At 59.9% G+C, this 12,245-nt stretch carries 7 protein-coding genes; 6 read left to right on the top strand and 1 reads right to left on the bottom strand.

Going from position 1 to position 12,245, the window contains the following annotated elements:
• Positions 1-35 precede the first annotated feature (35 nt).
• From LPB072_RS19380 to LPB072_RS19370, 3 genes are all read left to right on the top strand, one after another.
• On the top strand, positions 36-578 hold the full coding sequence (locus LPB072_RS19380) for a chemotaxis protein CheW (RefSeq protein ID WP_066086773.1): 543 nt from the start codon (positions 36-38) through the stop codon (positions 576-578).
• Between the two features lie 98 nt (positions 579-676).
• The gene (locus tag LPB072_RS19375; protein WP_066086776.1) at positions 677-2,947 is read left to right on the top strand and encodes a methyl-accepting chemotaxis protein; all 2,271 of its coding nucleotides are present in this window, start codon (positions 677-679) and stop codon (positions 2,945-2,947) included.
• Between the two features lie 31 nt (positions 2,948-2,978).
• Complete coding sequence (locus tag LPB072_RS19370; protein WP_066086779.1) at positions 2,979-9,083, top strand: Hpt domain-containing protein; 6,105 nt, start codon at positions 2,979-2,981, stop codon at positions 9,081-9,083.
• A 27-nt stretch (positions 9,084-9,110) separates the two neighbouring features.
• Here the strand turns inward: LPB072_RS19370 and LPB072_RS19365 are convergent, their stop codons facing one another.
• Positions 9,111-10,631, bottom strand: coding sequence for a cryptochrome/photolyase family protein (locus tag LPB072_RS19365; RefSeq protein WP_066086782.1), 1,521 nt, complete (start codon positions 10,629-10,631; stop codon positions 9,111-9,113).
• Between the two features lie 71 nt (positions 10,632-10,702).
• Between LPB072_RS19365 and LPB072_RS19360 the strand changes: the two genes are divergently transcribed.
• Genes LPB072_RS19360 through pyrR form a run of 3 tightly spaced genes read left to right on the top strand, consistent with a single transcriptional unit; the run spans position 10,703 to position 12,245 of the window.
• Positions 10,703-11,293: a YqgE/AlgH family protein gene (locus tag LPB072_RS19360; RefSeq protein WP_066086785.1), complete on the top strand. Its 591-nt coding sequence runs from the start codon at positions 10,703-10,705 to the stop codon at positions 11,291-11,293.
• Positions 11,290-11,724, top strand: coding sequence for a Holliday junction resolvase RuvX (ruvX, locus tag LPB072_RS19355; RefSeq protein WP_066086788.1), 435 nt, complete (start codon positions 11,290-11,292; stop codon positions 11,722-11,724). Before LPB072_RS19360 ends, ruvX begins: the two co-directional genes overlap by 4 nt.
• The gene (pyrR, locus tag LPB072_RS19350; protein WP_082876769.1) at positions 11,721-12,245 is read left to right on the top strand and encodes a bifunctional pyr operon transcriptional regulator/uracil phosphoribosyltransferase PyrR; all 525 of its coding nucleotides are present in this window, start codon (positions 11,721-11,723) and stop codon (positions 12,243-12,245) included. The genes ruvX and pyrR overlap by 4 nt, the downstream gene beginning before the upstream one ends.

The raw sequence follows: 12,245 nt of genomic DNA, 5'->3' as shown, positions 1-12,245 counted from the left end.
TGCCTGACGCGATCCCGCCAACCCAAATATAAAAAATGGCCCAGCGACAGTCACTCAGAGATTTACAAGACCGCTTGGCTCGCCGACTCAGTGCGGCCAAAACCGATGCTGCCGGTGTTTCCTGGCTGGCTGTCGAGGTGTCTGGCCAGCGTTTTTTGCTGCCATTGGTGCAGTCGGGTGAGATTTTTTCCTGGGCGCCGGTTCAGTTGGTGCCGTATACCCATCCCTGGTACCTGGGCGTGGCCGCTTTGCGTGGTGGCTTGTATGGGGTTGTCGATTTGGCGGCATTGCCGGGCGTTGGCGCTCAGGCGCCGACAGGGACGACCCTGGATCGCGTGACATCCGAGTCCAGGCTGATCAGTCTGCACCCAGCACTTGAAGTGAATGCGGTTCTGTGGGTCGACAGGTTATTGGGTCTGAAGAATCCCGCCATGTTCAGTGCGCTGGGAGAGCGCGCCAAAGATGCTCAAGCGTTCTTGGGGCGGGTGTTGGTGGATGCCCAAGGGGTTGAGTGGCAGGAGCTGGATTTGCAGCTCTTGGCCGGCGATGCTGGGTTTTTGAATATTGCCAGCGGATGACTTGTCGAGGCCACGTAGCGTGGCTCGCTGGGTTGTTTGGGGTGTTCGTTTTATCGGCCGCGAGTTGCGGCTTGTCTATATATGTTGGAAGGTGATCCATGGCCGTGCTTGATCGGATTCAAGGGATGTTTTCAAAGTCAGAGCCGCAGGAAGGCGCTGATCTGAGTCAAGCCACAGACCAGGAGCTGGCCGATTTGGCCGCCGCCAGTCTGGCCCCTCGACGCGAGGCCCAGTCGGGCGATAGCCGCCTGGGGGCGCCAATCGAATTGGCTGAGCCCGAACTTGAGGCGGACTCGGACCCGGATTTGGTGACGGTGCCGCTGTTGGGCCGTCGCACAGCTGCCCAGCATCGCAGCATCTTCTCCATGTTGTTGGTGGTGTCCCTGATTGTTCTGGCAACGGCCATCTTCTTTGCGCTGCGTGAGACCGAAAAAACGAGCCGACAAGTGGCGGCCAGCGGTCAGGCGTTGATGCAGTCACAGCGTTTGGCCAAAAGCGTGTCACAGGCCCTGGTAGGCAACGCAGCGGCGTTCCCTGAAGTTAAAGAAAGCTCGGAAGTTCTGTCAAAGAGCTTGAAGGCCTTTCAAGATGGCGACGCAGGCATGGCATTGCAGCCACTTGATGCCTCCTTTGATCCATTGCTGGGTGAGATCGCCCCCCGGGTGGATGCCGCGAGCCGCAATGCAGCGGTGGTGTTGGGACAAGAGGCCAATCTGACCCGGGTCAGTCAGTCGGTGCGGGCGATCAACAACCAGACGGCTGACCTTCTCGAGTTTGCCGAAACGATTGCGTCCTTGAAGCTGCAGGGCAATGCGCAAACCTCCGAACTGTCTGCTTCGAGCCAGTTGGTGATGCTGACTCAGCGCATTGGTAAATCGGCCAACGAACTGTTGACGGTAGAGGGAGTGAGCCCGGAGGCGGTCTTTCTGCTGGGCAAAGACTTGAATACATTCAAGGAGATCGGTGAGGGCTTGCTGAACGGCAACGAGGAGTTGCGCTTGAGAGCCACGGGCGATGCACAAATTCGCGAAAACCTGGAGTCGTTGCTCGCGTTGTTCGCAGACACCCTCGGCAGGGCGCAGGAGATACTCGGCGCCACGCAGGGCTTGGCCGAGGCTCGAGGTGCGCTTGATGCCATTGTGAAAGACAGCGAGCCTCTTCGTCAGGATCTTCAGAAGTTGCAAGGCGATCTTTCAACCGCAAGCGGGTTGAGCGGAAAGCAACTGCTGATCTTGTTGGGCAGTGCTCTGGTTGCCTTGCTTTGCGCGGGTGGCCTGGCCTACGTGCAGCTTCAGGAAAGCCGTGTTCGCCAGCTTTCGGCTGAGGGCCAGCGGGTTGCAGCCGAGTCTGAAGAGCAGGATGCCAAGCGGGTCAACGACGCCAACCAGGCTGCCATTTTGCGGTTGATGAACGAATTGCAGACCGTTGCAGAGGGCGACCTGACCCAGGAGGCAACGGTGACGGAAGACATTACCGGCGCCATCGCCGACTCGGTGAATTACACCGTTGAAGAATTGCGTTCGCTGGTGGGCAACGTGCAGGCCACGGCGACGCGGGTTGCGCAAACCACGGCCGCAGTGGAAAGCACTTCGACGGAGCTGCTTGCAGCTTCCAACGAACAACTGCGCGAGATTCGGGAAACCGGCCAATCGGTTGTGGACATGGCCAAGCGAATTAACCAGGTGTCTGGTCAGGCGCAAGAGTCGGCCTTGGTGGCCCGTTCGTCGCGGCAAGCTGCCGAGCAGGGTCTGCAGGCGGTGCAGGATGCCATCGGCGGTATGAACGCGATTCGAGATCAGATTCAGGACACCTCCAAGCGAATCAAACGACTGGGTGAGTCGTCCCAAGAAATTGGTGAAATCACGGAGCTGATTTCTGACATTACCGAACAGACCAACGTGTTGGCCTTGAATGCGGCCATTCAAGCCGCTTCTGCGGGTGAAGCCGGCCGAGGTTTCTCGGTGGTTGCCGAAGAGGTGCAGCGATTGGCTGAGCGCTCGGGCGATGCCACCCGTCAGATTGCGGCCTTGGTGAAAACGATTCAGACCGATACCCAGGATGCCGTGGGCGCCATGGAGCGCTCCACGCAGGGTGTGGTGGAAGGAGCCAAATTGTCGGACAACGCCGGTACGGCGCTGTCAGAGATTGACCGGGTGTCGCGTCGCCTGGCCGATCTGATTGAGGAAATTTCAACCGCCGCATCCCGGGAGGCCGATTCGGCCAACGAGGTGGCTGGCAACATCCAGCACATTTTTGCGGTGACCGAACAAACGGGTGAAGGTACCCGTTCCACGGCACAACAGGTGCGCGAGCTTTCGGCCATGGCTGAAGAGCTTCGTCAGTCGGTGTCGCGATTCAAAATTGCCTGACGCTCGGCGCCGGCACTAACCCATCAAAACCATGCTCGATTCCACCACCGACAGCTTGCCAACGGAATCGCCGTTGGCCGATCTCGGTCCGTTGGCCTGGGTGTTTGACGAGCTGCGTAAATCGCTCGATGGCGCCAACAAAGCCACCAAGCGGTTCGTACGCGAAGCAGCCCAGCTTGAGCCGGGTGACCTGGATGCCCCCGACCCGGCACCTTTGCGGATGGCTCGTCAACAACTGCACCAGGCTGTGGGTGCTTTGGAAATGGTGGGGCTTGAACAGCCTGCCCAGGTGTTGAGGGGCATGGAGGGGGCCGTTCAACGCTTCGTTCAGCGCCCGCAGGTTTGCGACGAAGCTGCGATTCAAAAGGTGGAGCACGCCGGATTTGCCTTGCTTGAGTATTTGCAGGCGGTTCTGAACAGCAAGCCTTTGCAACCTTTGGTGTTGTTTCCGCAGTATTACAGCGTGCAGAAGCTGGCAGGTGTCGAACGGATACATCCTGCAGATTTGTGGTCGTTTGACCGCATGAGTACCAACATGGAGGCGCCAGCGGGTGTCAAGCCCATGGTGTTCAGCGCAGCCTTGCGCTCGGTGTTCGAGCGCTCCGTGCTGATACTGGTCAAGGCGCCCAGTGTGGCGACCGCCCAGTCGCTGATGCGGAACAGCGCAGGCCTGTCGGTGAGCGCCGAAGATCCGCGTGCCCGCACATTCTGGCATGTGGCCGCCGCCTACTTTGAAGGCATGGCGCTGGGGCTTATGCCCGTTGACGTCTATGCGAAGCGCGCCGCTTCACGGGTGTTGCTGCAATTCAACGCCTTGATGGGCAAGCCTGCCGCCGCCGGAGCGCAGCCTGAGCCGGCTGGACAGGTGTCGGAAACCTTGCTGCGCGACCTGCTGTTCTTCTGTGCACATACCAAGAATGCCCCCGGTCGCTCGGAGGCCCCCTACCTGACCCGGGTCCGCGAGGCGTTTGGCCTGACCGATACCAAATGGGTTGACTACGCGCGGGCGTCGTTGGGCCAGTTCGACCCGGCCCAGTTGACCCAGGCACGCAAGCGGGTCCAGGCAGCCAAAGAATCATGGGGATTGTTCACGAGCGGCGATGTGAACCGGGTGCGTCAGGTGGTGGACCAGTTTGGACTCATCGGCGACTCGTTGATCAAACTGCATGCGCCCAGTGTTGGTTTGGCCGGTGCATTGAACAAGGCTGTTGATCAGGCCGTGCGCGAGTCCAAAACCACCATTCGCCCTGAATTGGCCATGGAGGTGGCGACAACGACGCTGTACCTGGAAGCCGCCCTGGAAGACTTTGATCCGGCTGACGCCACCTTCACCCAGCGCGGTAACGAATTGGCTGAGCGGTTGGAGCGGGTGTTGTCTGGCGAGCCGGGACGACCTCTGGACATCTGGATGGAGCAGCTCTACCGACGGGTCAGCGATCGGCAGACCATGGGCAGCGTGGTGGGCGAACTGAAGGTGTCGCTGGCAGAAACTGAAAAGACACTTGATCAGTTTTTCCGCATGCCGCACGAAAAAGCAGGACTTTTGCTCGCCACATCGCAGTTGGCACAGATGCGCGGCGTGTTGTCGGTATTGGGTCTGGAACAGGCAGTGCAGACGGTGAACCGCATGCGTGCCACGGTGGAGCAAATTCTCGATGCCGAAGGGGCACCTGAAAAAGCGCGTGACTCAGCGCGTTTTCAGCAGTTGGGCAACAACCTGAGCGCCTTGAGCTTTCTGGTTGACATGCTCAATTACCAGCCCTCACTGGCGAAGAAGCTCTTCGTTTTCGAAGAAGAAACTGGTGAACTGCGACCGTTGATGGGGCGCGTAGCCACTGCGTTGCCCGACGTGGGTGCAGCCAATGAAACCGCTTTGGCTGTGGACTCCGTGCTGCAGCCACCCGAGATTCCTGCCGCTCCTGTGTTGCAGACGCCGCCGGAACAACCGCCAGCGTCCGCGCCGGTCACGGGCGCCGCGCTTGATGAAGACGATGACGACGAAGACCTTCGCTCGATCTTCCTGGAAGAAGCACGCGAAGTCGTGGTCAATGGCAACTCAGCGGTGCGACAGCTACAGGCCCAACGGGATGACCTGGAGAACATGACGACTTTGCGTCGGGCCTTTCATACGCTCAAAGGCAGCTCACGAATGGTGGGTCTGTCGGCTTTTGGCGAGGCCGCCTGGGCGATGGAGCAATTGTTCAACGCGGTACTGGCGGAGCAGCGCCCGGTCTCAGGCGAATTGCTGGATCTCGCACACCAGTCACTGGCGGCCTTTTCGCGATGGGCCGACAGCATTGAATCGAAGTCAGACCTGTTGTGGCAGGCCCAACCATTTATCGACAGCGCTCAGGCCCTGCGCGAGCAAACTGGTGTGATCCCGCTGGACGTTCCAGGCGCCGAAGAATTGCAGCCCTTGTCTGCGTGGGAGGAGCCCGCTCAAGCTGAGCCGGAAGCCGAGCCCTATGTGGCGCCCGATGCTCTGGTAGAAGAAGAGGTTGAGGACGAATGGCCTGCTGGTGATTTCGCCTCCACGGCGCCAGCCGCGCTAGCGGGGGAGCCGTCGGTCGATGAGCCCGAAACCGGTGTTGGCGCTGAGCCTCAGGGTGAGTCACCACCCATGCTGGATGATGTCGACTTTGGCCAACTGACATCTTCTGACGATGTGGCACAGGTGTCTGCGCCTGAAGAACCTTCACCAGCTTCTGCTCTCCCTTCGATGTTTGACGGTTTGTCGTTGGACTTTGACGACTTGCCAGCGATCGAGCCGTCGGAGGAGGCCGGTGTTCAGCAACCTGAAGAGATGGTTGAAACGAGTGCCGGTGATGCACTTCCATTGCTGACCGAGCATGAAATAGCTGAAGCTTCGCCCGAAGAAGCAGAAGAAGCAGAAGAAGCAGAAGAAGCAGAAGAAGCAGAAGAAGCAGATGCAGATGCAGATGCAGCGGCTGAGGCCGAGATCGCTGACATTGTTGAGGACTCGGAGCAGGCTGTCGACATCGAACCGGTCGCAGAGGAAACCCAACGGGTCGACGCCTCGACCATGGGGTTGCCCGAGGAGGCGGATGCCTCTGCTGATCTGGGTGAAGAACTGCCGGACGAGCAAACCCGCCTGATTGGCCCATTGCGTATCGATTTGAAGCTGTACAACGTCTACCTGAATGAGGCCGACGAGTGGTCGCGGCGCTTGGGTACGGTGTTGTCGGAGTGGTTGCTGGAGTGCCATGAGCCATTGCCGGTTCAGGCAGAGTCCTTGGCGCATTCGTTGGCGGGCAGTTCGGCCACAGTGGGTTTCCAGCCGCTGTCTGATATCTCGCGTGCGTTGGAGAATGCGCTTGGTGCGGTCGGCTTGCATCAACGCGAGGGTCGACCAGCACAGCAGGCACAGGCCCAGCTGTTCGTCGATGCCTCAGAGGATATTCGGCGCTTGCTGCATCAGTTTGCAGCTGGATTCTTCAAGGAGCCTTCGGCCGAGTTGTTGGAAGCTTTGCACAGTCTGTTGCACGAGCTGCCGCCGCCTGCGGGCAGCGAGATGCTCGATATAGAGTTGCACTCCCGCTGGGACGACCAGTTGGGCGAAGAAGCAGCACCGATCGACTCGCCAAGCGAGGACGGGTCGGGTGGGTTGCCATCGGCTTTTGCCCCGCCAGATTTTGCCGATGCGCCTACCTTGATGGCGCCGCTGCCCATGGTCGCCGAACACAAGGGCGCCGTACAAGATATTGATGACGATATCGATGAACTGGATTCGATCGATGTCGACCTGTTCCCGATTTTTGCCGAAGAGGCTTCGGAGCTGTTGCCCAAGTTGGGCTCGGCGCTGCGCCAATGGTCTGCAAGGCCCGGCAACGCCAGCGCGCGAGCCGAGGTTCTGAGAAATCTGCATACCCTCAAGGGCAGTGCCCGATTGGCTGGAGCCCTGCGTTTGGGTGAAATGGCCCACCGTCTGGAGACAGATGCGGAGCGGCTTGACCTCGATGCGGCTTCCGACCAAACGGTCACGCCGCTGTTGAGCACCTACGATGCCATTGTTGCGCGCTTTGAATTGTTGCGCGGCATGGACCCGGACTCTCATGCTGTGGTGCAAATCGCACCGGAACAAACTGTGGCCACTCCAGCGGTCGAGACCGCTCCCGAACTGGAGACAGAGTCTGCTGAGGAAGTGCTTGAGGTGCCATCTGGCACAGACGCCTCGGCCTCTGACACACCCGTTGCCGCAGAAACAGGTGTCACAGGACTGGCTTTGCCAACCGTGCCGAAACTGGCCGTGGCCCGCGCGGGTGCGGCGGTTCGAGTGCGCCCTGAATTGCTGGATCGTCTGGTGAACCAGACCGGTGAGGTGATCACGACACGCACGCGCATGGACTCAGAAGTCGTGACCCTGCGCAACTCGCTCAGGGAGCTGACAGGTAACCTCGAGCGCTTGCGTCACCAGCTTCACGACATGGAAATTCAGGCCGAGAGCCAGATGCAGGCGCGTTTGGCCCAGGCTCGCGAAGCAGACCAGACCTTCGACCCTCTTGAGCTTGATCGTTTTACACGGGTGCAGGAAATCACCCGCATGATGGCCGAATCGGTGAACGATGTGGCCACGGTGCAGCGCAACTTGCAGCGTGCCGTAGAGGTAACCGAAGATGGCTTGGCCGCCATGGGTCGCCAAACGCGCGAATTGCAGCGCGACCTGCTGCGCACCCGAATGGTGGAGTTCGAGGGCATTTCCGAGCGTCTGTACCGTGTGGTGCGCCAGGCCTCGAAGGAGACCGGGAAACAGGTGCGCCTGGATATTTCCGGGGGGCATATTGAGATGGACCGCGGTGTGCTCGACCGGATGACCGCCGCGTTTGAGCATGTGTTGCGCAACTGCGTGGTGCACGGCGTGGAATCTCCTGAGGTTCGCCTGGCGGCAGGCAAGTCGGCCGAAGGCCGTATCAACATTCAACTGGCTCAGGAACTCAATGACGTTTCCGTGGTGTTCCAGGACGATGGTGCAGGACTGAACCTGCACAAGCTGCGGGAAAAAGGCCAGGCCATGGGTCTGGTCGCTGATGGCAATGCACTGACCGACGCGCAGGCCGCAGACCTGGTTTTTACCCCGGGCTTGAGCACGGCCAGTGAGGTTTCTACGCTCGCAGGTCGCGGTGTGGGCATGGATGTGGTTCGCAACGACGTGGTCGCACTGGGTGGGCGTGTGGAGACATCCACGCAACAAGGGCAGGGCACGGCATTCAAGCTGGTGCTGCCATTGACCACAGCGGTTACACAGGTTGTGATGCTGCGGGCTGGCGATTTTACAGTGGGGGTGCCTTCTGTCGTGGTCGAACGGGTGCGCCGCGTCACTGCGGCAGAACTCAACGAGGCTTACGCCAAAGGAACGCTGACAGTGGCCGATGAGGAAGTGCCGTTCTACTGGGCGGGCGCTTTGCTTCAGGCTTCGGCCAAGAGCCAGCAAGCGCAAGAGCGCACCTTGCCCGTTGTGGTTTTCCGAAGCGCTGCCCAACGGGTAGCGATGCACGTGGATGAAGTGCTTGGCAATCAGGAAGTTGTGGTGAAAAACCTCGGCTCCCAGTTGTCGCGCTTGCCGGGTCTGGCGGGCATGTCGGTGCTGGCTTCCGGTGCTGTCGCCTTGATTTACAACCCTGTGGCACTGGCCAAGGTCTATGGCGATCAGGTGCGTTCTTGGTTGACAACGCAAGCCGAGTTGCCGGTATCGGATCAAGGCGGTGGCCTGTCGGCGCATGCAGTTGTGCAGCCAAATGCGGTGCCGCTGATTCTGGTGGTCGACGATTCCATCACCGTGCGCCGTGTGACCCAGCGACTGTTGCAGCGTGAAGGCTATCGCGTCAGTTTGGCAGCCGATGGCCTGCAGGCGCTGGAGCGGTTGCAGCAAGAGCGGCCTACCGTGGTCTTGTCCGACATCGAAATGCCACGCATGGACGGCTTCGATCTCGTTCGCAATATGCGAAACGACCCACTTCTGACGGGCCTGCCCGTGATCATGATCACTTCGCGCATCGCCGAAAAGCACCGGGAGCACGCCCGCGAGCTGGGGGTGGATCACTACCTTGGCAAGCCCTATTCGGAAGACGAGCTGCTGGGGTTGATCGCGCGCTATACACACGCCACGTCCCAGGTCTGATCACGCGCTGGTTGGCGCAGGGTTCCTTTATGTAGGGGCCCTGGCTTGGGATTCCGGCTTTGGTGTTTTGCCGGGCTTCTTGACCACCGCATAGCGCAACAAGGTGCGCTCGCGTGCCTGGGCGTGGTCCACGATGGGTTTGGGGTAGTTCTTGCCCAGCGCAACGCCCGCTGCCACCAGCTCCACCTCGTTGGCTTTCCACGGCGCATGAATCACGGCGTCGGGCAACCCAGCCAGTTGAGGGAGGTAGCGCCGGATGAACTTGCCACCCGCATCGAAACGCTCGCTCTGAGTGACGGGGTTGAATATGCGGAAATAAGGCTGGGCATCGCAGCCGGTGGAGCTTGCCCATTGCCAGCCGCCGTTGTTGGCCGCAAGATCAAAATCAATCAGGTGGTCGGCGAAATAGGCTTCTCCCCAGCGCCAGTCGATACCCAGATCTTTGACCAGAAAACTCGCCACCACCATGCGCAGGCGATTGTGCATGTACCCGGTCTGGTTGATCTGCGCCATGGCCGCATCCACCAGCGGGTAGCCCGTGCGCCCTTCACACCAGGCCGCGAACAGATCTTTGGCATGTTTGCCGTGTTCAAACTTGATCTGGTCGTATTCGGGCTTGAACGCGTGCTCCACCACGTGGGGGAAATTGGCCATCACCTGGTGGTAAAAATCGCGCCAAATGAGCTCGGACAACCAGGTGCTTGCTCCTTGCATACCTTGCAAGTGCATGCCATAGGCGACAGAAGCGACCCGCCGAACGGAAATGGTGCCAAAGCGCAGGTGAACGCCCAGGTAGCTCGGACCTTTGACCGCCGGGAAATTCCGGGTTTTGTCATAGAGGTCAATGCGCTCGACAAAGTCCTCAAACAAGGCCTGGGCCCCGCTGGTCCCGGTGGGAACCTTGAGTTGAGCCAGGTTGGTGGTGCAAAAACCCAGGGTCTCAAGAGGCGGCATTGGGCAAGCTTTCTCCAGTGGCGCCAGGTTGCTGGCATACCGTTGTACCGGGTAGCTTTTCAGGTGGAAGGCCTCCAATGCCTTGAACCATGCATTCTTGTAGGGGGTGAATACCCCGAAGGGTTGTCCCGCCTGGGTCAGGATCTCGCGGCGCTCGAAAATTACGTGGTCTTTGAATCCGTGAAACATGATGCCGCGGTGGGCAAGATCACCGAGTACGTGGGCATCGCGCGCGTGCGCTGCCGGCTCGTCATCGTGGTTGGCAAACACCGCCTGCACCCCCAATGCCTCGGCGAGTTGCGGAATCTCTGCCTGGGCTTGCGCGTGGCGAATGATCAACCCGGCGTCTTCGATGCCATGTTCCCGGCCGAGTTCACGCAGGCGCTCATGCAGTTCGGTCACGGAAGCGTGCAAGAACTCAACGCGGCGGTCTGCCACCAGGCCCCGCTCTATCAGCGGGTCAAGAATGGCGGTGTCAAATACGAAGACGCAGCAGACCTGCCGACAGGATTTCAACGCGTGATACAGCGCGGCGTTGTCATCGGCGCGCAGATCGCGGCGAAACCACATCAAACCTTTGTCGTAGCTGTTCATGGCGGTTCAAGACTCCAAGGGGCTCAATTGCTCGAGCGGCGAAACACTGGGCCACCGCTTAAAATCGGTGCATGACCGCTGATTCTGACGCCATCAACCTCACCAATCATTTTTTGATTGCGATGCCCAGTCTCAGTGACGAACTATTCCGGCGAAGCGTTGTGTTCATGTGTGAGCACAGCGAGCGCGGGGCCCTGGGTTTGGTGATCAATAAGCCCAGCGACATTCTCTTGCCCGGGTTGTTTGCAAAGGTCGACCTTCCCCTGGGGCGGGAAGACCTGACCACGGTTCCTGTGTTTCAGGGCGGCCCCGTACAAACCGAGCGCGGTTTTGTTCTGCACGAAGCCATCGATGTCGGGGAGGGTGAATCGGTCTATGCGTCTACTCTGAGCATTCCTGGCGGACTGGAGATGACCACTTCCAAAGATGTGCTCGAAGCCATGTCTTCAGGCGCCGGTCCAAGCAAGGTGTTCGTGACCCTGGGTTATGCCTCATGGGGCGAAGGCCAGCTGGAATCCGAAATCACCGAAAACAGCTGGTTGACTGTAGAAGCCGATCCCAAGTTGATTTTCGAGACGCCAGTGGAAGAGCGGTATGACCGCGCCATGGCCTTGCTGGGCCTGGAATCCTGGATGCTTTCGCCTGACGCGGGTCACGCATGAACCCGGCGGCAACGCAGCTGGCCTCGTCCACGGAAGTGCCCGCACACTTTCAGCGCTTTCTGGCTTTTGACTACGGCCTGAAGCGCACCGGCGTGGCGAGTGGCAACCGGCTTTCCCGCAGTGCTTCGCCCCAAAGCACGATTGCCGCCCCGGGCAGCGAAGCCCGACTGGCGCAAATCGCACTTCGCCTGAAAGAATGGGAGCCAGACGCACTGGTGGTCGGTGTGCCTTACCACCCCGACGGGGCGGCCCATGAGAACACCGCTCGCGCATTGAAATTCGCCCGTCAGTTGAGGGGCCGTTTTGGTTTGAAGGTGTTTGAGGTGGATGAACGTTACAGCACCACCGAGGCCCACGCATTGGGCGCAAAAGATGCGGATGCCGCATCGGCCTGCATCATCCTGGAACAGTTTTTGAGGAGTTTGCCTTGACTTCACCGACCCCAATAGACGCCGAGGCGTTGTACAGCCAGCTTCGCGAGGGTGTCGCAGCCCTGTTGGCTGCCACGCCCAAGCCGTCGTATCTGGCGGGTATCACATCGGGTGGTGCCTGGCTGGCCGAACGCCTGCAACGCGACCTTGGCCTGGACGGCGATGCGGGTGTGATCTCTTCCAGCATGCACCGCGACGATTTTGCGCAACGCGGTCTGGCGATGAGCGCGCAAACGGTGCTGCCCTTTGATGTGAACGGCGCGCATGTGATCTTGGTCGACGATGTGCTCTATACCGGGCGCACCATTCGGGCCGTGCTCAATGAGCTTTATGACTACGGCAGACCCGCTGCGGTTCAGCTGGCCGTGTTGGTGGACCGCGCGGGGCGCGAGTTGCCGGTTCAAGCCAGCTACAAGGCCGCCTCTGTCAGCCTGCCCGAAGACCAGTTGCTGGAACTGGCCAAGGACGAGGACAGTGGTCGGCTGAGCTTTGTGCTGGAAAAGAAAAAAGTGGGCGCCTGA

Origin of the sequence: Hydrogenophaga crassostreae, from assembly GCF_001761385.1 — a bacterium.
Taxonomy (GTDB): domain Bacteria; phylum Pseudomonadota; class Gammaproteobacteria; order Burkholderiales; family Burkholderiaceae_C; genus Hydrogenophaga; species Hydrogenophaga crassostreae.
This window is presented reverse-complemented; position numbering and strand designations above follow the sequence as displayed.

Excerpts from the sequence above, each read along its gene's own strand:
- LPB072_RS19380 (WP_066086773.1), top strand. The coding sequence starts at position 36 with ATGGCCCAGCGACAGTCACTCAGAGATTTACAAGACCGCTTGGCTCGC.
- LPB072_RS19375 (WP_066086776.1), top strand. The coding sequence starts at position 677 with ATGGCCGTGCTTGATCGGATTCAAGGGATGTTTTCAAAGTCAGAGCCG.
- LPB072_RS19370 (WP_066086779.1), top strand. The coding sequence starts at position 2,979 with ATGCTCGATTCCACCACCGACAGCTTGCCAACGGAATCGCCGTTGGCC.
- LPB072_RS19365 (WP_066086782.1), bottom strand. The coding sequence starts at position 10,631 with ATGAACAGCTACGACAAAGGTTTGATGTGGTTTCGCCGCGATCTGCGC.
- LPB072_RS19360 (WP_066086785.1), top strand. The coding sequence starts at position 10,703 with ATGACCGCTGATTCTGACGCCATCAACCTCACCAATCATTTTTTGATT.
- ruvX (WP_066086788.1), top strand. The coding sequence starts at position 11,290 with ATGAACCCGGCGGCAACGCAGCTGGCCTCGTCCACGGAAGTGCCCGCA.